This window comes from Niveispirillum cyanobacteriorum (assembly GCF_002868735.1).
Classification (GTDB): Bacteria; Pseudomonadota; Alphaproteobacteria; order Azospirillales; family Azospirillaceae; genus Niveispirillum; species Niveispirillum cyanobacteriorum.
Genome location: NZ_CP025611.1, coordinates 1,477,836 through 1,497,632, shown reverse-complemented (window position 1 = coordinate 1,497,632; position 19,797 = coordinate 1,477,836). Strand labels below are relative to the sequence as shown.

Here is a 19,797-nt window from a genome sequence, read left to right as displayed (position 1 = left end):
TTGAGGGAAAAGAGAGATGGCTGACGTCAACGCCCATATCGGTGGCGGCAATACCGGGGATGGCATTCCGCAGCCCTACCACTTGGTCAATCCGAGCCCCTGGCCCCTGCTGAGCTCGTTCGCCGCGGGTACGCTGGCGACCGGTCTGGTGATGAAGTTCCATGGCCATGGCTGGTACCTGCTGGCCGCTGGTCTGCTGGCCGTGCTGGCCTGCATGTACGGCTGGTGGCGCGACATTGTGAAGGAATCGGTGGTCGAGAAGGCCCATTCCCCCGTCGTGAAGATCGGCCTGCGCTATGGCATGTCGCTGTTCATCGCTTCGGAAGTCATGTTCTTCTCCGCCTTCTTCTGGGCCTTCTTCGACGCTTCGATCTTCCATAACGAAGCGATCCAGTTTGCCCGTGTCGAGGCGAATGGCGGCGTGTGGCCGCCGAAGGGCACCGTTCCCTTCAACCCGTTCGACCTGCCGTTCCTGATGACCGTCATCCTGCTGCTGTCGGGTACCACCGTGACCTGGGCACACCATGCAATGGTGGAAGGCAAGATGCAGGAGGCCGCCAAGGCCCTGGGTATCACCGTTCTGCTGGGCGTGATTTTCTCGGGCTTCCAGGTCTATGAGTATAGCCATGCCGCTTTCGGCTTCGGCGCCAACGTCTACTCTTCGGCCTTCTTCATGGCGACCGGCTTCCACGGTTTCCACGTGCTGATCGGTACGATTTTCCTGGCCGTCTGCTATTTCCGCACCAAGAAGGGTCACTTCACAGCCGAGAGCCATTTCGGTTTTGAAGCTGCCGCCTGGTACTGGCACTTCGTGGACGTGGTCTGGCTGTTCCTGTTCATCTCCATCTATTGGTGGGGTGCTGGCGGGGCCTGGGTCGCCCACTGATCCGGGGCGGGGTTTTCCCCGTGACGGAGACGCCATCCTCCCTGCTCAGCGTGGGTTTGCGGTGCCGCTGCCCACGCTGCGGCCAGGGCGCCCTGTTCAAGGGCTTCATGCGGGTCGTCGATCGCTGTCCGGTATGTGGCCTTGATGTGGCCGCCGCCGACAGCGGGGACGGCCCGGCTGTTTTTCTGATCTTTATCCTGGGCTTCACGCTGGTCCCCGCTGCCTTGATCTTCGCCTTGAAGGTCGATTGGCCGCTGTGGGTCCTGCTGCTGCTCTGGGGTCCGATCATCATTGGTGCCACACTGGGCCTTATGCGTCCGGCCAAGGCGCTGACCATTGCCGCCCAGTATCGCTATCGCCGGGATCAGTTCGGCGAGGATCAGGATGAGGGCGGGGAGGGCTGAAACCCATGTCCGCCGCCGCCCGCCGTCAATTCCGGCCGCGCTTGATCCCTTCCATCGCTGCACTCATCGCGCTCGCCATCCTGTTGGGTCTTGGGACATGGCAGGTGGAACGTCTGGGCTGGAAAACTGATCTGATCAAACGTGTTGAGGCGGGGTTGGCCGCCGACCCGGTGGCGTTGCCGGGCCGCATCGACCGGCCCGCCGATTGGGACTATGTCCGCGTGCAGGTCACGGGGCGGTTCCTGCATGACAAAGAAGTCTATATCGGTCCCCGCCTGTATCCCCGCCCCGATGGAAGGCAGGAACAGGGCGTCCATGTCCTGACGCCCCTGGTCCGTGATGATGGGGCCGGTACGGTCCTGATCGACCGGGGCTGGGTGCCGGTGGACAAGCGCGACCCCGCCAGCCGCGCGCCGGGGCAGGTGGAAGGCGGCGTCACTATCAGCGCGATTGCTCGTGTGCCGCAGGACCGGGCCTTCATGCAGCCAGACAATGACCCTGCCACCCGCACCTTCTTCTGGCTGGATATGCAGGCGCTGGCCGGTATCGCCGGGGTGGAGCGACTGGCACCATTGGTCCTGCAGGCCGATGCCACCGCCAACCCTGGCGGGCTGCCCATCGGCGGGCGTACGATTGTCGCCTTGAAGAATGACCATCTCTCCTACGCGCTGACCTGGTACGGGCTTGCCCTGACCCTGATCGGCGTGTTTATCGCCGCCAGTTTCCGCCGCCGGGAAGAACCATGAATCAGTCCGCCTATGCCGCCCTGGAAAAGCATTTCGCCCGCCGCGCCGGGTTGCAGGGGGCCTTGGGCATCTTGAACTGGGACAGCCGGACCATGATGCCAGCGGCAGCGTCCTCTGCCCGTGCTGATCAGGTGGCGGCACTTGAGGGCGCCATTCATGGCGCGCTGATGGACCCGGCCGTCGCCGACTGGCTGGACCGCGCCGAATCCGACGCCGCCCATCTGGATGACTGGCAGCGCGCCAATCTGGCGGAGATGCGGCGGGAACACCTGCTGGCCACTGCCGTGCCCGCCGATCTGGTGGAGGCCAACGCCCGCGATGCCGCCCGGTGCGAGATGGTCTGGCGTACGGCCAAGGCGGAGAATGACTTCGCCCTGCTGCTGCCGCACATGCAAAGGGTGCTGAACCATCAGCGGGAGATCGCGGCGGCCAATGCCGCCATGCTGAATTGCGGTCTTTATGACGCGCTGCATGAGCTTTACGAGCCGGGCAGCCGCGTGGCCGAGTATGGCCCCGTCTTCAACGATTACGCCGCTTTCCTGCCGGGCTTCCTGGCCGAGGTAGAGGCGGTGCAGGCCGGCGAGCCAAAGGCGGAACCTTTCGAAGGCCCGTTCCCGGTGGAGGCGCAGCGTGCCCTGGTGCAGCGCTTTGCCGGCATCCTGGGCTTTCAGGGCCGGGTGGACCAGTCGCTGCACGCGTTTTGCGGCGGGGCTACGGGCGATGTGCGCATCACCACGCGTCTGGACCCCGATAATTTCTTCAAGTCACTGAAATCCGGCCTGCATGAAGCGGGGCACGCTCTCTATGAGATGGGCCGCCCCGCCGCCTGGACATCGCAGCCTGTGGGGCAGGCGCGCGGCCTGGGCGTGCATGAAAGCCAGAGCCTGACCTTCGACATGCAGGTGGGCCGCCATCCGCGGTTCCTGGAATGGCTGGCCCCTCAACTGGCCGAGGCGTTCGGGCGGGAGGGGGATGCCTGGTCGGCAGAAAACCTGCGCCGCCGCTTCCGCCGCGTGGACCGCACTTTCATCCGGGTTGATGCCGACGAGGTTACCTATCCCGCCCATGTCATCCTGCGCTGGCGTCTGGAACAGGCGCTGATCGAGGGGCAGATGGAGTTGGTGGACCTGCCAGAGGCCTGGAACCAGGGCATGCGCGACCTGCTGGGCATCACGCCGCCCGATCTGGCGCAGGGCTGTCTGCAGGATATCCATTGGCCTAGTGGGGCCTGGGGCTATTTCCCGACCTATACGCTGGGCGCCATGATGGCGGCACAGCTGTTCCAGGCGGCATCAGCCGCCATTCCCGATCTGCCGGACCAAATCGGGCGCGGGGATTTCCGTGATCTGGTGACGTGGCTGGGCGATAATGTCCATCGCTGGGGCCGGTATCTGTCGGCCCGCGACATCCTGATCCGTGCTACGGGCAAGCCGCTGGATGCCGGCATCTTCAAGGCGCATCTGCGGGCGCGGTATCTATAACACGGGCGCTCACCGGCCCCGTTTGACCTCATTGGCCATCTTGTCCAGTTCCTGCAAGAACTTGCTCTTGTCGGCCTTGGTCATGGGGGCGTTGCCGCCCTGAACCACGCCCATGTCGCGTAGATCCTGCATCAGGGCGCGGGATGCAAGGGCGGAGCCGATATTGGCGGCGGTGAAAGGGCGACCATTATTGCCCAGCACCTTGGCCCCAGCTTCCAGGCAGCGCTTGGCCAGTTGAATATCGGCGGTCACCACAATGTCGCCGGCCCCACATTTCTCCGCAATCCAGTTGTCGGCAGCATCGAACCCGTCGGAAACGACAACCATCCGCACCAGCCCGCCTGGCGGCACGCGTAGCGGGCCGTTGGCCACCAGATGGACCGGCATGCCGTAACGTTCGGCGACGCGGAACGTCTCCTCCTTCACGGGGCAGGCATCGGCATCGACATAGATTTCCAGCATGGGCAGGTTCCTTGGGGCGTGGCACCCTGTATAGCAGAGCATGTCCCCTTGCCAAGCGGGCCGGCGTCGGTCACAAACCGGCATCCCCCTTTTATGGCGGCCATCTTGGACCAGCAACCAGACCCACCCCCCTTTGCCTGTCAGGAATGCGGGGCCTGCTGCGCCTATGCCGCTGACTGGCCGCGATTCTCGCTGGAGGAGGATGCTGACATCGCCCGCATCCCGGAGGCGATGGTGGCGCCAGACGGATCGGGCATGCGCTGGACCGGGGAACGCTGTGCGGCCCTGTCGGGCACGGTGGGGGAGCATGTGGCCTGTACCATCTATGCCGACCGGCCCATCGTCTGTCATGATTGCGTGGCGGGGGACGAGGCCTGTCTGATGGCGCGGGAACGGCATGGAATGTCGATCACCCTGCCATGAAACCGTAACGCATCCGTCCTATGGTCCGTAGCAGACCGAAGGAACGGATGAAGATATGCGCCTTTTCGCCCCGATGATCCCCTTGATTCTGGCCGCTTTTCCGGCTGCTGCCTTTGATCTTCAGGCCCATCGCGGCGGTCGTGCCCTGTGGCCGGAAAATTCCCTGCCGGCCTTTGAACGGTCGCTGGATCTGGGTGTTGATACGCTGGAACTGGACACGGGCGTCACCAAGGATGGCGTGTTGATCATCGCCCATGACCGGCATGTCGATGCCAATCTGACCCGTCGCAACGGGCAGTGGGTGGAGGGGGCGCAGCCGACCTGGCACAGCCTGACCCTGGCCGAGGTACGGACCCTGGATGTTGGACGCATTCGGCCCGATACCCCCTACGCCAAGCGCTTTCCCCGCCAGATGCCGATGGATGGCACGGGCGTGCCGACCTTGGCTGCCCTGTTTGATCTGGTGAAGAAGCGGGCGGATAACAGGGTTCGTTTTAATATCGAAACGAAGATCGATCCGACGAATACCGCCGATAGTGTCGATCCCGAAACGTTTTCCACGCTGCTGGTACGCCAAGTCCGCGACGCGGGCCTGAGCGACCGCGTGACGATCCAGAGCTTTGACTGGCGTACCTTGCAGGTGGTACGGCGGATCGCGCCGGAGATTGCTACCGCCTATCTGACCATCATCGACCCGGAGGAAAGCAACGTCTCCATGACGGGCGAAAGCCCCTGGACCGCTGGTTTTGATCCGATGCGCCATGGCGGCAGCTTGCCGGCGGCGATCAAGGCGGCGGGTGGCACAATCTGGTCGCCCTATCACCCGAACCTGACACCGGAACTGGTGAAGGAGGCTCAGGGGTTGGGCCTGAAAGTCATCCCCTGGACCGTCAATGATCCCGCCGATATGAAGCGGTTGATCGACTGGGGCGCGGATGGGTTGATCACCGATGATCCGGTGACGGGCAAGCAGGTGTTGGGGCGGTGACGCCCCTTTACCTTATACGGCGTCGCCCAGCCAGCGCGAGGTTACCGGCTCCAGATCGCCACGCCAACGGGCGATCTCTTCGGCCACCTGTTCCAGGGCGCGCTGATCGCGGTAGCGTTTGCGGGCGCGGTTATTGTCACCCTTGGCCTGCATGGCGGCCAAACGAGCCGACACGCGCGGATCGCCGATAATCACCTGACGCCAGCGGTCCAGGCGGATTTCGGCGGTGCAGTCAACAATGGCCTGCGTGCCGGGACGACGGCCCAGCTTGATGGCGGCGGGCGCCAGTCGGGCCGCCACCGACAGGGACACATCCTCCGGCATGCCGGGGAATACGGCCCTCACAGCCTCGGCGATGCTGTCCTTCAGGTCCGCACCGCGCTGCTTGTCATCGCGCGCCACGCGCTTGGCCGACACTTCCATGCGGCGGCGGCTATGGGCCATGACCTGTTCGGCCACTTCCCGTGCGTCATCGTCCAGCCAAAGGACGGGGCCGCCGGCCAGAAGATCGGCCACCGGGGCAGGCAGGGCAGGGTGGAAGCCATCGACCACAAAGGTCAGCCGCAGCTTGATCAGTGATTTCAGGGCGCGTTCACGCCCCGCATCGGCGGCCAGGAATTCAGCCTGTGACACGGGAGCCGCCTTCAGCAGGCTGTCCAGCGCCTCCAGATCGCCACCGGTCCAACGGCGGCCATGCAGCAGCCGTTCGGCCCGGTCCCGCAAAAGCGCACGGCCAGCATCACGCGGATGCGCCGGCGCCACCTCAATCAGCTTCCACACCGTATCGACCAGCCGAGCCACGGCCCAACCGGCATGGATATCGAGCGGTCGGTCGGTCGGGAAGGCGCCGTTGGGCAGGTTCCAAACGTCACTGACGCGGATCAGGCCGCTGCCATCCAGGAAGGCCTCCCCACCGGGGGAGCGGTTGATGACCGGCCAACTGGCGACCAATCCGGCCAACCCCTCCGGCATGCCGGAAGGGCGGTCCCATTCACCAAGACGGGTCAGACCCAGATCGGTTGTCACCTCAATACCGCCCTTCGATGGCGGCGATGAACCGGTCGAACAGATAGTGGCTGTCCTCCGGGCCCGGGCTGGCTTCGGGATGGTACTGCACCGAGAAGACGGGGCGGCCCGACAGGCGGATGCCTTCGTTGGTGCCGTCGAACAGCGAGACGTGGGTGACCTCCACCTCTTCCGGCAGGCTTTCGCGCAGGACCACGAAGCCGTGATTCTGGCTGGTGATCTCCACAACGCCCGATGCAATATCCTTCACCGGATGGTTGGCGCCGCGATGGCCCTTCTCCATCTTCACGGTGCGCCCACCCAGTGCCAGGGCCAACATCTGGTGACCCAGGCAGATGCCGAACACGGCCTTGCCGCTATCCACCAGCCGCGCGATGGTCGGCACGGCATATTCGCCCGTGGCCGCCGGGTCGCCGGGGCCGTTGGACAGGAAAATGCCGTCGGGGTTCAGGGCCAGGATTTCCTCTGCCGTCGTGGTGGCCGGCACCACCGTCACCTTGCAGCCCGATGCCGCGAGGCAGCGCAGGATGTTACGCTTGGCGCCGAAATCCATGGCGACGACATGGTGCTTGGGATCGGTCTGCTTGCCGTAGCCATCCTTCAGCGACCAGATCGATTCATCCCAGCTATAGGTCTGGCGGGTCGTGACGTCCTTGGCCAGATCCATGCCTTCCAGGCCGGGCCATTCCTTAGCGATCTTCACCAGGGCGTCGATATCGAACACGCCATCGGGCGAATGGGCGATCACGCCGTTAGGGGCGCCATTGTCGCGGATGCGGCGGGTCAGGCGGCGGGTGTCGATGCCCGACAGGCCGACCAGATTATGGCTTTTCAGCCAGGCATCCAGATGCTGGGTGGCGCGCCAGTTGGCGGGTTCGGTGATGTCGGCCTTGATGATCAGACCGCGCGCCACCGGCGTCACCGTCTCGATATCTTCCGGGTTGGTCCCGACGTTGCCGATATGAGGGAAGGTGAAGGTGATGATCTGACCGGCATAGGACGGATCGGTCAGGATTTCCTGATAACCCGTCAGGGAGGTGTTGAAGCACACCTCACCCACGCTGTGGCTCACGGCGCCCACACCGCGTCCCCAGAAGACCGAACCATCGGCCAGGACGAGAACGCCCGTGGCTCCCTTGGGAGCGGGCGCGCGGGTGGGGGAACCCATCGGCGGGGTGTCGGTCATTCTCGGGCACCTTTATCTGCGAGATCGACGCCGGAGCGTCGGTGAAAAGGCCGTGCCTTCCCGCCCGAAAGGCGGGGCGGCCTGCCCGCAGTCGCGTCGCGGGTCCGATCATCCGCCGGGTAATCCCGCCGGGCGAAGGGCCGCGCCGATGCCGCGCGCCGGCCAGGGCCGGTACGGTTCTGAAGGTGAATTAGCCATTCGGGCGCGCGGGGTCAACCAACGTGGGCGCGCCCCTGCCACGCGCCATCATTGGGTGTCGCATAACCAGGTCCAGAAGGGGTGTTTCCAGGCGGCGACGCGACCTATTCCTATTCGCTGGCATCTGCCGGTCTGTTTGGATAATGTTGCCGGCTGTTTCACCTGTCCCCTGGAGTTGTCCGATGTTGCGCCAGACGCTGAACGAAGCCCTGAAGGATGCGATGCGCGCCAAGAACAGCCGCGGCGTCGCCACCCTGCGGCTGATCCTGGCAGCGTTGAAGGACCGCGATATCGCGGCACGCACCAGCGGCAACCAGGATGGCATCGATGATGCCGCCATCCTGTCGATGCTGCAGACCATGGTGAAGCAGCGCCGTGAAAGCATCATCATGTACGAGCAGGGGGGGCGTACCGAGCTGGCGCAGCAGGAAAAGGAAGAGATCGACGTGATCGAAGCCTTCCTGCCCCGTCAGTTGAACGAGGATGATACCCGCGAGGCCATCGCCGCCCTGATCGCCGAACTGGGGGCCACCGGCGTCAAGGATATGGGCAAGGTCATGGCCGAACTGCGCGGTCGTTTCGCGGGCCAGATGGACTTCACCAAGGCCAGCGCCCTGGTGCGCGAAAAGCTGGCCAACTGAATCGATGACGTTCATCCGCCGGCTCTTGCCGGGTGACGAGGGCCGGCTGGATGCCTATCTGGCCCGCCACCCGGCAACATCCATGTTCCTGCGTTCCAACCTGCGGCGCGTCGGGCTGGAAGATCGGGCCGAGCGGTTTCATGCCCGCTATGCGGCGCTGGTGGATGGCGACGGTGCCATCCACGGCGTGGTGTCCCATGCCTGGAATGGCAATCTGCTGATCCAGTCGGAGCCGGACATTGCGGTTGAACTCGCGCGGTTTCATCTGGCGGCGGGCGACCGGGCCGTGGCCGGGATTATCGGGCCGCTGCCGGCGGTGCGCGCGGTGCATGCTCTGTTCCCGGACCGGCCCATGTTGAAGGACGGGGCGGAAGATCTGTTCGATCTGTCCTTGTCCGATCTGAAGGTGCCGGCGTCGCTGGCCGATGGCAGCTTGTCCTGGCGGCGGGCCAACGCCGGCGATATCCCGCTGCTGTCCTCATGGCGCGTCGGCTACTGCGTTGAAACGCTGGGAGAGGCGGATGGTGACGGGCTGCGCGCCCGTGCCGCCGCCGACGTCAGTGCCTGGGTCGTGGCGGGCGACGTATTTGTGGTCACGGGTGCCGATGGCGTGCCGCTGTCCATGGCCACCCACAATGCCCGCATCCCCGACACGGTGCAGATCGGTGGCGTGTGGACGCCCGAGTGGTTGCGTGGCCGAGGACTGGCGCGGGCGGCGGTAGCCGGGGCCTTGCTGGCGGCCCAGGACGACGGGGCGGCCATGGCGGTGCTGTTCACGGGAAAGCAGAACGAGCCAGCGCGCCGGGCCTATCTGTCGCTGGGCTTCCGCGTGATCGGCGATTACGGGATCGTCCTGCTGGGATAGGGTGGTTTGGCTTCGCCTTCCTCACACCTTGATATCCACGCCCTTCGACGCCTCCTCCCGCGTCACCATGCGGCCATCCAGCGAGATGAAATATTTTGCCGACTTGGTCAACTGGTCAGGGCTGAGGCCCATGGCGGACAATTCTGCCCACATGGGGGCAAGATTTTCCTGGTTGCGGTATTTGTCGGTGATGGCGTCGATGGTCTTCTGCGTGTCGGCGGGCACGAAGGGTAGATAGCCGCGTTCATTGGCCGGCAGGGCCATCTGATAGGCCAGCGGCGGGTCACCATCCTGGCCGTACTTGCGGCCATGGGTCGTCTCGAATTCCTGCTGCCGGCGTTGGATTTCAGTGTTCCGGGCGGCGTCGTAGGCCTCGCGCTCCTTCTTCAGCGCTGCCAACTCCTCCTTCTGCTGTGCCGCCGGGTCGACGGGGGCGGCACCTGTCTTGGCAGCGGGGGCCTGGCTGCTGGTCGGTGCCGCCGACTTCACCTGCAACCGCGACAGGATCGCGGAGGTGGAGAACATGGAGCTGATATTCATGGTGCATGCCCTTCGTGCGGGAAATTTTGTTTCGAGGGGCAAGCAATCTCCGTACCGACGAATTTCGAACCAAATTGGATTTATCCACAGGCTGTGAATCATGGGGCCATCTGGGGATGGATGCCGGTGCGCGTGGCGTTCGTGCCACCGCCTGGGATATGCTCCCCGGCCGATCCGCATTCGAAGCCTTTGAGATATCAGCCCCGATGGCCTTGCCGCCGCAGTTCCTGGAAGAGTTGCGTTCCCGCCTTTCCGTGTCGGAAGTGGTGATGAAACGCATGCGTCTGCAAAGGGCTGGGCGGGAGTTCAAGGCCCCGTGCCCATTTCACAATGAAAAGACGCCTAGTTTTTATGTAAACGATCAAAAGAATTTCTTCCACTGTTTTGGTTGCGGGGCTCATGGCGATCAAATTGGATTTGTCATGCGCCATGATAACTTATCATTTATGGAGGCTGTTGAACATTTAGCAGGCGAGGCGGGCTTGCAAGTGCCACAGGCCAGCCCGCAGGAACGCCAGCAATATGAGCGGCAGAAGTCGCTCTATGATCTGGTCGAACGCGCCACGAAATATTATGAGCGCGAGCTGTTTAGCCCCGGCGGGCGCAATGCGCTGGATTATCTGCGTCGGCGCGGCCTGGATGATGAAGGGATCGCCCGTTTTCGCCTGGGCTATGCCCCGCAGGAGGGCGGGCCGCTGCGGGCCCTGCTGCTGGAGGCCGGGTATAGCGAGGCCGACATGGTGGAGGTCGGCCTGTTCAAGCGGGCGGAGCCGGGCCGCCCCCTCCGCAACTTCTTCTGGAACCGCGTCATGTTCCCCGTCACCGACCGGCGGGGGCAGGTGGTGGCGTTCGGCGGGCGCGTCCTGGAAGGCGACGGGCCGAAATATATCAATTCCGCCGAGAATCCTTTGTTCCATAAGGGTAATCTTCTCTACGGCATGTCGCGCGCTCGGCAGGCGGCGGCGGACGGTCAGCGGCTGATCGTCACCGAAGGCTATATGGACGTTATCTCCTGCGTTCAGGCGGGGTTCGAGGGGGCGGTGGCCCCCCTGGGCACGGCGATGACGGAGACGCAGATACAGGTGCTGTGGAAACTAGCACCGGAGGGGCAGCGCAACCCCATCCTGTGCTTTGACGGCGACAATGCCGGGCGACGGGCGGCACAGCGGGCCGTGGAGCGGGTGCTGCCCATCCTGGTGCCCGACGCCACCGTCCGCATTGCCTTCATGCCCGACAAGGAAGACCCGGACAGCCTGATCCGGTCGGGCGGGCCGGATGCGTTCGCCGCCATCCTGGATCGCGCCCTGTCCCTGGAGGATTTCATCTGGGAGATGGTGCGCCAGGGAGAAGACCCGAAGACGGCGGATGGTCGCCTGCGGATCGAAACCGGCATCAACCAGATGATGGAGAAGGTCACCGACAAGTCGGTGCAGTACAGCTACCGTTCCGTCCTGCGGGAAAAGCTGCGTGCCGCTATCCGGGCCAGTGGGGGCGGCTTTGGCGGTCCGGGCGGTGAAAGGAGCGTGGGGCGTCAGCGCCGGCTTCAGCCTGGCGACGTTCCCGTCAGCCGGCTGTGGGACAGCCGTTTTCGGTCCGGCACCTTACGCACCGAACCGCGCCGCCGCGAACGCTATCTGGTGCTGGCCATCGTGCATCATCCAGAGCTTTTCCAGGAAGTGGGGGAGATTCTGGCGGGTGCAGAATTCGCGGATGGCGAGATGGAGGCGCTGCGCCAAGCGCTTGTCGCATGCCTCACCGCCGAATCAGCACTTGACGCCGAGGCTCTGAGACGCCACCTGTCTGGTCGTGGTTTTTCCGAGACGCTGGATAGTCTGCTGAATGTAGACACGCCGAAATTCGCGCAACCAGGAGCGTCGTTCGAAACCGCGAAGAGTGGCTGGCAGGAGGTTTGGCTGAGTTCCGAGGATGGTTTGCTTCAACGCGAGCTGCGCGATGCCGAGAGACGGTTTGCCGAGACATTCCATGAGGATGATCTGGCACGATTACGCGCGCTGCAAAGGGAGCTGCTGATTCTCCGGGGCCATGCCGATGACCTGACGGAAAGGGACGGATGATGGGTGGGCGGCCGAGCAATCGGGCGTCGTGCGACGCATTTGTCCTGCAAAACTGTGTCTTGGCGAACACAGTTTCCAGCCTCTTGCCAAAGTTATAGCCAGGAAGAGTTTCGTCGGATGACCGGGCCCTTGCCCGAGTCGTTCATTTGCGTTTACCGGTGGCAGCCTTGAGAGTACGGGGGCAGCGAACGAATGGCGACGAAAGCGGCGCAGACGGCAGAAGTGTCGGAGCAGCGGGAAGAGGAAGCCAATGGCCCTCTGATGGACGGCATGGCCATTGCCGTCAAGAAGATGATCGCGCGCGGCAAGGAGCGTGGGTACGTCACCTATGACGAACTCAACGCGGCTTTGCCGCCGGACAGCTCCTCGTCCGAACAGATCGAAGACACGATGGCTTTGCTGTCCGAAATGGGCATCAATGTCGTCGAGGCCGAAGAAGCCGATGAGAGCAGCGGCAACGAAGGTGAAGGCGAAGGCCGTCAGTCCGGTAACCTGGACGATGACGATATCGGCCGCACCGACGATCCTGTGCGCATGTATCTGCGCGAAATGGGGTCGGTGGAGCTGCTGAGCCGCGAGGGCGAAATCGCCATCGCCAAGCGCATCGAGGCCGGCCGGGAGATGATGATCGGCGCGATCTGTGAATCGCCGCTGACCATTCAGGCCATCATCGAATGGCATCAGTCGTTGCAGGACGGCAAGATGCTGCTGCGCGACATCATCGATCTGGACGCCTCATATGGCGTGGACCCGGAAGCCGGTGAGCTGCCGCCCGAAGCGCTGGACGGTCCCGCCGCCGAGCGTGAAGAGGAGGAAGCCGAGCGGCCCGAGGGTGAAGGTGGTCCCGCCGCCGAAGGCGAGGGTGAAGAGGAGGGCAATGTTTCCCTCTCCGCCATGGAAGCCGAGCTGAAGCCCAAGGTGCTGGAGATCTTCGGCAAGATCGAGGAAACCTATGAGCGCCTGCACAAGATGCAGGAAGAGCGCCTGAGCCTGCTGCAGAGCGGCCAGGAGCTGCCCAAGGGTTCCGACAAGAAGTACGACAAGGTGAAGGCCGAACTGACCGAACTGGTCAATTCCGTGCGCCTGAACAATGGCCGTATCGAACAGCTGGTCGAACAGCTCTATGCGCTCAACCGCAAGCTGCTGGGCTTTGAAGGCCGTCTGCTGCGTCTGGCCACCGATTGCCGGGTAAAGCGCGAAGACTTCCTGCAGCACTATTACGGGTCGGAACTGGACCCGAAATGGCTGGATCGCTGCAAGAGCATCTCCAAGGCCTGGGCCAAGTTCGCCGAGCGTTCGTCGTATGAGGTGGGCCGCGTTCGTGAGAGCATCGCGGAAGTGTCCAGCCAGGCGCGTCTGCCCATCGGTGAGTTCCGCCGCATCGTCTCCACGGTGCAGAAGGGCGAAAAGGAAGCCAGCCGCGCCAAGAAGGAGATGGTGGAGGCCAACCTGCGCCTCGTGATCTCCATCGCCAAAAAGTACACGAACCGTGGCCTGCAGTTCCTGGACTTGATCCAGGAAGGCAATATCGGTCTGATGAAGGCCGTGGATAAGTTCGAGTATCGGCGCGGTTACAAGTTCTCCACCTACGCCACCTGGTGGATCCGGCAGGCGATCACCCGTTCGATCGCCGATCAGGCCCGCACCATCCGTATTCCCGTGCACATGATCGAGACGATCAACAAGCTGGTGCGCACCAGCCGTCAGATGCTGCACGAGATCGGACGCGAGCCGACGCCGGAGGAACTGGCCGAGCGTCTGATGATGCCGCTGGAAAAGGTCCGCAAGGTCCTGAAGATCGCCAAGGAGCCGATCAGCCTTGAGACGCCGATCGGCGACGAGGAGGATTCGCATCTGGGTGATTTCATCGAGGACAAGAACGCCGTTCTGCCCCTCGATGCCGCCATCCAGGCGAACCTGCGCGAGACCACGACCCGTATACTCGCTACGCTCACCGCCCGTGAAGAACGCGTGCTGCGCATGCGCTTCGGTATCGGCATGAACACCGACCATACCCTGGAAGAGGTGGGTCAGCAGTTCAGCGTGACGCGCGAACGTATCCGCCAGATCGAGGCCAAGGCGCTTCGCAAGCTGAAGCACCCGTCCAGGAGCCGCAAGCTGCGCAGCTTCCTGGATACGTGATCCAGACCAGACAAAAGGCCGGCGGAAACGCCGGCCTTTTTTGTCGTAGGTCGCATAAGCGTCAGCGCATGCGACGTTACACAAGTTGTAGCATGCGCTGACGCTTATGCGACCTCAGGCAACTCTTTGATCAATAAACCAGCTCGTCCTCGCCCTTGCCGCTGGCGATGACGATTTCGCCGCGCGCGGCCATGTCCTTGGTCAGCTGCACCATGTACATCTGCGCCTCGTCCACGTCGCGCAGGCGGATGGGGCCCATGGCGCCCATATCCTCGCGCATGATCTTGGCGGCACGTTCGGACATGTTGGTGAAGAACAGGTCCTTCAGCGTGTCCGACGCACCCTTCAGGGCGGTGGCCAGCTTCTGCTTGTCCACGCTGCGCAGCAGGGTCTGAATGCCGCTGGGGTCCAGCTTGGACAGGTCCTCGAAGGTGAACATCAGGGCGCGGATACGCTCGGCGCTGTCGCGGTTGCGTTCTTCCAAGGCGGCGATGAAGCGGCTTTCGGTGTTGCGGTCGAAGCTGTTGAAGATTTCCGCCATCATTTCGTGCGCGTCGCGGCGGTTGGTGCGGGCCAGGTTCGACATGAATTCGGTGCGCAGCGTGCGCTCGATATCGTCGATCACTTCCTTCTGCACCGCCTCCATGCGCAGCATACGCATGATGACTTCCATCGCGAAGCTTTCGGGCAGCAGCTGGAGCACGCGGCCGGCATGGTCGCCCTTGATCTTGGACATGATCACGGCGACGGTCTGCGGATATTCGTTCTTCAGGTAGTTGGCCAGCACCTGCTCGTTCACGTTGGTCAGCTTGTCCCACATGGTACGACCGGCAGGACCACGGATTTCCTCCATGATCTGGTCGACCTTGTCCTTGGGCAGGACCTTGGTCAGCAGGCGTTCGGTGCTATCAAACGAACCGACCAGCGAGCCGGTGGAACTGATCTGCTCTGCAAACTCAACGAACAGGCGCTCCACCAGATTGGAACTGACCGAGCCTAGGTTGGCCATGGTCTGGGACAGTTCCTTGATCTCGTCATCGCCCATCAGGGCGAACAGCTTCGATGCGATTTCCTCGCCCAGCGCAAGCATCAGGATGGAGGCCTTTTCAGGCCCCGTCAGGCCACGATAATCCTCACGAACGCGCATCGCCATGGCGGCCACTCCAACGCTACGAAGACCGGCAGGAAAGGCCGGTCCAAACACCTGGCGCGGAATCTAGCACACCGATTCGCCAAGGTGAATCCGTCACGTACACGAAAGCGTATGGGTTACGGTCCACCGGCCAGTGCACGGCGGCGTTCTTCCCAGCTGACTTCATCTGCGACGGGGGAAATGGGGCTGCGCGGCAACTCGGCCTTCATGCCGGGGCAATCCCGCGGCCCGTCATAGGCACGGCCCGCCAGATAACCGATGGTGGACCCCACACCAGCCCCCGCCAGTCCCTTGGCGGCGGTGGTCACGCTGCTGTCATTGTCATCGCCCAGCGCCATGCCGGCCATCAGGCCGACGGCAGCCCCGATCCAAGTTCCGGCTTGCGCGCCCTTCTGGCTGCGTCCCGTGCAGGGCGGCGGCAGTGCTTCGCGTACACGCAGGTCGGCATTATCCAGTGATACGATCTCGCCTGGAAGCGGATCGGCGCTGGGCAGGGGCTTGAAGCTGTTGGCAGGGGTATCGGTGGCAAAAGCGGGCTGAAAATTCAGCAGGCAAAGGATCGCGATCGCTAAGCCGCCCGCTTTCATGATGTCACCGGCGTCCGTCCCAGAATTCCAGCGGCGCTGACACGGACGGGGCGCCCAGGATGTTGCCGCCATACTTATGGCGCAGGAAGCTTTCATTATAGTTCAGGCGCGGCGTGCCATAGGAATAGCCATAGGGCGTGTAATAGCCGCGATTGTTGGAATAAAACGGCTCGGCGTCATAGCCGATCTGTCCGTCGCCCAGCAGCTGGTTCGACCGGCGGGCCCCATATCCGCTGCTAAAGGACGGCATATTGCCGCTGACCGACAGGCTGAACCCGTCCGGCAGGCGGCTGTTGCTTTCACCCGACAAGGCCAGGGCGGCAGCAGCGGCAGCATCGGCACCAGGGCGGGCATAGGATTGGGCGGCGGCGCGTTCGCCGGGTGTCATGTCGCGGCTGATCGGCTTGAAGGTATTCACGGGCTTGCCCGCCTCGTCCGCCAGAACCGGTGCCGACATCGGAACAGCCACCAGCAGGGCGGCAATACCGGCGGCGCGGGTGTGACGGGTGACAGCGTTACGCATCGCAATTCTCTCCACTGCCGGGGCGGTGCCTGTCCTGAAGACCAGGGCAGCGCCACAATCGGGGGAACCGGGCCGTCCCACAGACGCCCGCATCATACCCATAAGGTCATGCGTCGTGGCGTCTACGTCAAGGGGGCTAAGCGCTTTCTTGCGCAGAAATCCCCTTTGCCGCAGGAAGCTCCATGCCAAATTGAACAATGATCAAGGCTGAATTATGGCGATAGGCAGCATGGCAGCCGGGGAACGGCCATGGTGGCGGGCAGGGTTTTCACCGTGCTAGCTTGCCGGGACAATGCCAGAGACCCCGATCCCCTCATGTTGTACAGCCTTTATCGCGGCCTGACGCATCTGGCCGGCCCGGCCATCGGCCGGCTGCTGGACCGGCGTGCCGCGCGTGGCAAGGAAGATCCGGCCCGCCGGCATGAACGGTTGGGCCGTCCGCTATTGCCACGTCCGGCGGGGCGGCTGGTCTGGGTCCATGCCGCGTCGGTGGGGGAGGCGCTGGCGGTGCTGCCGTTGGTGGAAAGGCTGCTGTCACAAGGGCCGCAGGTGCAGGTGATGGTGACGACGGGGACGGTGACGTCCGCCGCGCTGATGGCAAGGCGGCTGCCGGGGCCGCATGCATTCCACCAATATGTGCCGGTCGACCTGCCCAGCGCCGTCGATGGCTTCCTGGCCCATTGGCGGCCCGATCTGGTGCTGTGGGTGGAATCGGAATTCTGGCCCAATTTCCTGTCCGGCATCCGGCGGGCCGGCATTCCCTGTGCCCTGGTCAATGCGCGCCTGTCGGCCAAAAGCTTTGGCAATTGGCGGCGGTTTGCGCGCACCGCCCGGCGGCTTCTGTCCGTGTTTCAACTGGCCCTGGCCCAGACCGGGGTGGAGGCAGAACGGCTGTCGGCGCTGGGCATTGCCGATGTGCGGGCCGTGGGCAATCTGAAATATTCGGCCCCGCCCTTGCCCATTGATCCGGCGGCGCTGCACACCCTGTCGGCTGCCATCGGGCCCCGGCCCGTCTGGACCTTTGCCAGCAGCCATGCCGGGGAGGAGGCAATGGCCATCGCGGCGCAGGTGGAACTGCGTCGGCACTTGCCCGATGCGCTGCTGCTGCTGGTGCCGCGCCATCCCGACCGGGGGGGAGAGGTGGCGGTGATGCTGTCCACCGCCGGCCTGTCTTACGCCCGCCGCAGTGAGGGCGGGCTGCCGGGGGCGGGGGATGCGGTGTTCCTGATGGATACGCTGGGGGAGATGGGGCTGGTCTTCCGTCTGGCCCCGGTCACGGTGATGGGTGGGTCCTTTATGCCCGTGGGTGGGCATAACCCCATCGAACCGGCTCTGCTGCACAGCGCCGTCATCCATGGCCCGCACATGTTCAATTTCGCGGAAGTTGCGGCGGAGATGCAGGCGGCTGGCGGCCTTCTGCCGCTCGCCGGCCCGCAACAGATCGCCGATGCCGTCGCGGGCCTACTGTCCGAGCCTGCGCGGCGACAGGCGCAGGCAGAGGCGGCAAGAGAGGTGGCCCTGCGCAATGCCACGGCCATCGACCGGGTGATGGCGGCACTGGCCCCGCTGCTGCACCGGGCGGGGGTGGGCTGATGCGCGCCCCTGCCTTCTGGTACGCCCCGCCGGGCCTGTTGTCGGCGCTGCTGACGCCGCTGTCATGGCTGTGGCGGGCGGGTGCTTTGCTGGGGTTGCGGGTGCCGGTGAAGGCGCCGGTGCCGGTGCTCTGCGTTGGTAATCTGGTGGCCGGCGGGGCCGGCAAGACGCCTGTGGTGCGCGATCTGGTGGCGCGGCTGCGTACCCGCGGGGTAGCGGCGGCGTCGCTGTCGCGCGGCCATGGCGGGCGCATGCGGGGGCCACTTGCCGTGGACCCGACCCTTCACCACGCGATGGATGTAGGGGATGAGCCGTTGCTGCTGGCCGCAACGGGTGCCGCCTGGATCGGGCGCGACCGGGTGGCAGCGGCCAAGGCCATGGTGGACACGGGGGTGGGTGCCATCATCCTGGATGATGGATTTCAGAACCGCGCCCTGCACAAGGATTTATCACTGATCGTTGTCGATGCCGGGGCCGGGTTCGGCAATGGCCGTGTCATGCCAGCAGGGCCGCTGCGGGAGAGAGTGGCCGGCGGGTTGAAACGGGCGGATGCGCTGGTGGTCATCGGCGACGGGCCGGGCCTGGCGGCGGCGCAGGCGGTGGCGGGCAGGTTGCCCGTGCTTACGGCCCGGCTGCTGCCCGATCCGGCGGCGCTGGAGTCATTGCGGGGCCGGCCCCTGCTGGCCTTTGCCGGGATCGGGCGGCCTGCGAAATTCTTCGCGACCCTGCGCGATGCCGGCCTGTCGGTGGTGGCGGAAACGGCGTTTCCCGACCATCACCCGTTCAGTGCGGCGGACCTGTCCAGCCTGCTGGCACAGGCAGAGGCGCTGGGCGCCACGCTGGCGACGACGGAGAAGGACGCGATGCGCCTGTCCCCCATCTGGCGGCCGCGTGTGGCGGTGCTGCCGGTCCGCCTGTCCTGGGATGATCCCGTGGCGGTAGAGGGGCTGTTGGACCGGTTGATGGAGGCACGCCATGGCTGATCACAGCCGCCTGCGCCGCCGGTTCGACCGGGTTGTCGGCTACCGTCTGCAAGCTGCTGTCGTCTGGCTGTTCATCGCAACCATGCGCCTGCTATCGCCGGAACAGGCGTCGGACTTAGGCGGCGGCCTGCTGCGCCGGGTTGGCCCGCGCCTGTCGCGGTCACGGCGCATGCGGCGTGACATCGGGCGGGCCCTGCCGACGCTGGAACCGGCGCGTATCGACACCATCCTCACCCAAGCCTGGGACAATCTGGGCCGCACCTTTGCCGAATATGTGCATCTGGACCGTATCGCCGCGGATTTCGACCGGCATGTGGAGGTCTCGGGTCTGGAGCATCTGCAAGCCCTGGTCAGCGACGACCGGCCCGGTATCGTCTTCACCGGCCATTTCGCCAATTGGGAATTGTGCGCCATGGTGTCGGCGCGGGTTGGCCTGCACCTGACCTATGTGTTCCGCAAGCCCAACAACCCGTTTGTGGCGGACATGCTGGCCCGTGCGCGGGCTCCCCTGGGTGGCACCATGGTGCCCAAGGGGCGGGAGGCGGCGCGCGGCCTGATGACAGCCATCCGGGCCGGCGGGCATGTCGGTCTGCTGGTCGATCAGAAACTGAATGAGGGGCCGTTGGTGCCGTTCCTCGGGCGCGAGGCGCGGACGGGAACAGTCCTTGCCGATCTGGCTCTGCGCTATGACGCGCCCGCCGTGCCCATTCGCGTTGTGCGGACGGGCGCGGCGCAGTTCCGCGTCACCATCCTGCCGCCGCTGGATTTTGCCCGGACCGGGGATGTGAAGGCCGACACGCTGTCGGCCATGAAACAGGTCAACGCCCTGCTGGAAGAATGGGTGCGCGACGATCCCGGCCAATGGATGTGGCAGCATCGGCGCTGGCCGGACTGA

General features: G+C 64.4%; 20 protein-coding genes. 13 read left to right on the top strand and 7 right to left on the bottom strand.

Annotated features, from left to right (window positions below; all coding sequences use genetic code 11):
• The first annotated feature begins 16 nt into the window (after positions 1 to 16).
• The 4 genes from C0V82_RS06730 to C0V82_RS06715 are packed head-to-tail and all read left to right on the top strand — an operon-like array spanning position 17 to position 3,517.
• Positions 17 to 886, top strand: a complete 870-nt coding sequence (locus C0V82_RS06730; protein WP_102111663.1) for a cytochrome c oxidase subunit 3 — start codon at positions 17 to 19, stop codon at positions 884 to 886.
• Between the two features lie 20 nt (positions 887 to 906).
• Positions 907 to 1,290, top strand: coding sequence for a DUF983 domain-containing protein (locus C0V82_RS06725; protein WP_245924190.1), 384 nt, complete (start codon positions 907 to 909; stop codon positions 1,288 to 1,290).
• Positions 1,291 to 1,295: 5 nt separating this feature from the next.
• Positions 1,296 to 2,036 carry an SURF1 family protein gene (locus tag C0V82_RS06720; RefSeq protein ID WP_102111662.1) on the top strand — a complete coding sequence of 247 codons (741 nt, stop codon included), beginning with the start codon at positions 1,296 to 1,298 and terminating at the stop codon, positions 2,034 to 2,036.
• Positions 2,033 to 3,517 carry a carboxypeptidase M32 gene (locus C0V82_RS06715; RefSeq protein ID WP_102111661.1) on the top strand — a complete coding sequence of 495 codons (1,485 nt, stop codon included), beginning with the start codon at positions 2,033 to 2,035 and terminating at the stop codon, positions 3,515 to 3,517. Before C0V82_RS06720 ends, C0V82_RS06715 begins: the two co-directional genes overlap by 4 nt.
• Before the next feature lie 9 nt (positions 3,518 to 3,526).
• Here C0V82_RS06715 and C0V82_RS06710 read toward each other — a convergent pair whose 3' ends face one another.
• On the bottom strand, positions 3,527 to 3,976 hold the full coding sequence (locus tag C0V82_RS06710; RefSeq protein ID WP_102113293.1) for a YaiI/YqxD family protein: 450 nt from the start codon (positions 3,974 to 3,976) through the stop codon (positions 3,527 to 3,529).
• Between the two features lie 96 nt (positions 3,977 to 4,072).
• Here C0V82_RS06710 and C0V82_RS06705 point away from each other — a divergent pair, with 96 nt between their 5' ends.
• Both C0V82_RS06705 and C0V82_RS06700 read left to right on the top strand, forming a co-directional pair.
• Complete coding sequence (locus C0V82_RS06705) at positions 4,073 to 4,402, top strand: YkgJ family cysteine cluster protein (RefSeq protein ID WP_102111660.1); 330 nt, start codon at positions 4,073 to 4,075, stop codon at positions 4,400 to 4,402.
• A gap of 55 nt (positions 4,403 to 4,457) precedes the next feature.
• Positions 4,458 to 5,390, top strand: a complete 933-nt coding sequence (locus C0V82_RS06700) for a glycerophosphodiester phosphodiesterase (RefSeq protein WP_102111659.1) — start codon at positions 4,458 to 4,460, stop codon at positions 5,388 to 5,390.
• Between the two features lie 12 nt (positions 5,391 to 5,402).
• Here C0V82_RS06700 and C0V82_RS06695 read toward each other — a convergent pair whose 3' ends face one another.
• Both C0V82_RS06695 and carA read right to left on the bottom strand, forming a co-directional pair.
• Positions 5,403 to 6,416, bottom strand: a complete 1,014-nt coding sequence (locus C0V82_RS06695; RefSeq protein ID WP_102111658.1) for a hypothetical protein — start codon at positions 6,414 to 6,416, stop codon at positions 5,403 to 5,405.
• 1 nt (position 6,417) lies between these two features.
• The gene (carA, locus tag C0V82_RS06690; protein ID WP_102111657.1) at positions 6,418 to 7,602 is read right to left on the bottom strand and encodes a glutamine-hydrolyzing carbamoyl-phosphate synthase small subunit; all 1,185 of its coding nucleotides are present in this window, start codon (positions 7,600 to 7,602) and stop codon (positions 6,418 to 6,420) included.
• Positions 7,603 to 7,982: 380 nt separating this feature from the next.
• Between carA and C0V82_RS06685 the strand changes: the two genes are divergently transcribed.
• Positions 7,983 to 8,441 carry a GatB/YqeY domain-containing protein gene (locus C0V82_RS06685; RefSeq protein ID WP_102111656.1) on the top strand — a complete coding sequence of 153 codons (459 nt, stop codon included), beginning with the start codon at positions 7,983 to 7,985 and terminating at the stop codon, positions 8,439 to 8,441.
• Between the two features lie 4 nt (positions 8,442 to 8,445).
• Entirely contained in the window at positions 8,446 to 9,306 is an 861-nt protein-coding gene (locus C0V82_RS06680; RefSeq protein ID WP_102111655.1) for a GNAT family N-acetyltransferase, read from the top strand.
• Between the two features lie 21 nt (positions 9,307 to 9,327).
• Here C0V82_RS06680 and C0V82_RS06675 read toward each other — a convergent pair whose 3' ends face one another.
• Entirely contained in the window at positions 9,328 to 9,846 is a 519-nt protein-coding gene (locus C0V82_RS06675; RefSeq protein WP_102111654.1) for a hypothetical protein, read from the bottom strand.
• A 158-nt stretch (positions 9,847 to 10,004) separates the two neighbouring features.
• On the opposite strand from C0V82_RS06675, the gene dnaG reads away from it, so the two are divergent.
• Positions 10,005 to 11,921 (top strand): DNA primase, encoded by a 1,917-nt coding sequence (gene dnaG, locus C0V82_RS06670; RefSeq protein ID WP_342752427.1) that lies wholly within the window; start codon positions 10,005 to 10,007, stop codon positions 11,919 to 11,921.
• A gap of 192 nt (positions 11,922 to 12,113) precedes the next feature.
• Complete coding sequence (rpoD, locus tag C0V82_RS06665) at positions 12,114 to 14,063, top strand: RNA polymerase sigma factor RpoD (RefSeq protein ID WP_102111653.1); 1,950 nt, start codon at positions 12,114 to 12,116, stop codon at positions 14,061 to 14,063.
• Positions 14,064 to 14,193: 130 nt separating this feature from the next.
• Here the strand turns inward: rpoD and fliG are convergent, their stop codons facing one another.
• The 3 genes from fliG to C0V82_RS06650 form a co-directional block, all read right to left on the bottom strand.
• Positions 14,194 to 15,216, bottom strand: coding sequence for a flagellar motor switch protein FliG (gene fliG, locus C0V82_RS06660; protein ID WP_054167087.1), 1,023 nt, complete (start codon positions 15,214 to 15,216; stop codon positions 14,194 to 14,196).
• Between the two features lie 116 nt (positions 15,217 to 15,332).
• Complete coding sequence (locus C0V82_RS27230; protein WP_188595068.1) at positions 15,333 to 15,803, bottom strand: hypothetical protein; 471 nt, start codon at positions 15,801 to 15,803, stop codon at positions 15,333 to 15,335.
• A gap of 4 nt (positions 15,804 to 15,807) precedes the next feature.
• Complete coding sequence (locus tag C0V82_RS06650) at positions 15,808 to 16,326, bottom strand: hypothetical protein (protein ID WP_102111652.1); 519 nt, start codon at positions 16,324 to 16,326, stop codon at positions 15,808 to 15,810.
• 315 nt (positions 16,327 to 16,641) lie between these two features.
• On the opposite strand from C0V82_RS06650, the gene C0V82_RS06645 reads away from it, so the two are divergent.
• From C0V82_RS06645 to C0V82_RS06635, 3 genes are read left to right on the top strand one after another with little or no spacing between them, the layout of a single operon-like run.
• Positions 16,642 to 17,919: a 3-deoxy-D-manno-octulosonic acid transferase gene (locus C0V82_RS06645; protein WP_102111651.1), complete on the top strand. Its 1,278-nt coding sequence runs from the start codon at positions 16,642 to 16,644 to the stop codon at positions 17,917 to 17,919.
• Entirely contained in the window at positions 17,919 to 18,902 is a 984-nt protein-coding gene (gene lpxK, locus C0V82_RS06640; RefSeq protein ID WP_102111650.1) for a tetraacyldisaccharide 4'-kinase, read from the top strand. Before C0V82_RS06645 ends, lpxK begins: the two co-directional genes overlap by 1 nt.
• Positions 18,895 to 19,797 carry a lipid A biosynthesis lauroyl acyltransferase gene (locus tag C0V82_RS06635; protein WP_102111649.1) on the top strand — a complete coding sequence of 301 codons (903 nt, stop codon included), beginning with the start codon at positions 18,895 to 18,897 and terminating at the stop codon, positions 19,795 to 19,797. The genes lpxK and C0V82_RS06635 overlap by 8 nt, the downstream gene beginning before the upstream one ends.

Excerpts from the sequence above, each read along its gene's own strand:
- C0V82_RS06720 (WP_102111662.1), top strand. The coding sequence starts at position 1,296 with ATGTCCGCCGCCGCCCGCCGTCAATTCCGGCCGCGCTTGATCCCTTCC.
- C0V82_RS06705 (WP_102111660.1), top strand. The coding sequence starts at position 4,073 with ATGGCGGCCATCTTGGACCAGCAACCAGACCCACCCCCCTTTGCCTGT.
- lpxK (WP_102111650.1), top strand. The coding sequence starts at position 17,919 with ATGCGCGCCCCTGCCTTCTGGTACGCCCCGCCGGGCCTGTTGTCGGCG.
- C0V82_RS06650 (WP_102111652.1), bottom strand. The coding sequence starts at position 16,326 with ATGCGTAACGCTGTCACCCGTCACACCCGCGCCGCCGGTATTGCCGCC.
- C0V82_RS06700 (WP_102111659.1), top strand. The coding sequence starts at position 4,458 with ATGCGCCTTTTCGCCCCGATGATCCCCTTGATTCTGGCCGCTTTTCCG.
- C0V82_RS06635 (WP_102111649.1), top strand. The coding sequence starts at position 18,895 with ATGGCTGATCACAGCCGCCTGCGCCGCCGGTTCGACCGGGTTGTCGGC.
- rpoD (WP_102111653.1), top strand. The coding sequence starts at position 12,114 with ATGGCGACGAAAGCGGCGCAGACGGCAGAAGTGTCGGAGCAGCGGGAA.
- C0V82_RS06730 (WP_102111663.1), top strand. The coding sequence starts at position 17 with ATGGCTGACGTCAACGCCCATATCGGTGGCGGCAATACCGGGGATGGC.
- dnaG (WP_342752427.1), top strand. The coding sequence starts at position 10,005 with ATGCTCCCCGGCCGATCCGCATTCGAAGCCTTTGAGATATCAGCCCCG.
- C0V82_RS06685 (WP_102111656.1), top strand. The coding sequence starts at position 7,983 with ATGTTGCGCCAGACGCTGAACGAAGCCCTGAAGGATGCGATGCGCGCC.
- C0V82_RS06645 (WP_102111651.1), top strand. The coding sequence starts at position 16,642 with ATGTTGTACAGCCTTTATCGCGGCCTGACGCATCTGGCCGGCCCGGCC.
- fliG (WP_054167087.1), bottom strand. The coding sequence starts at position 15,216 with ATGGCGATGCGCGTTCGTGAGGATTATCGTGGCCTGACGGGGCCTGAA.
- C0V82_RS27230 (WP_188595068.1), bottom strand. The coding sequence starts at position 15,803 with ATGAAAGCGGGCGGCTTAGCGATCGCGATCCTTTGCCTGCTGAATTTT.
- C0V82_RS06680 (WP_102111655.1), top strand. The coding sequence starts at position 8,446 with ATGACGTTCATCCGCCGGCTCTTGCCGGGTGACGAGGGCCGGCTGGAT.
- C0V82_RS06715 (WP_102111661.1), top strand. The coding sequence starts at position 2,033 with ATGAATCAGTCCGCCTATGCCGCCCTGGAAAAGCATTTCGCCCGCCGC.
- carA (WP_102111657.1), bottom strand. The coding sequence starts at position 7,602 with ATGACCGACACCCCGCCGATGGGTTCCCCCACCCGCGCGCCCGCTCCC.
- C0V82_RS06675 (WP_102111654.1), bottom strand. The coding sequence starts at position 9,846 with ATGAATATCAGCTCCATGTTCTCCACCTCCGCGATCCTGTCGCGGTTG.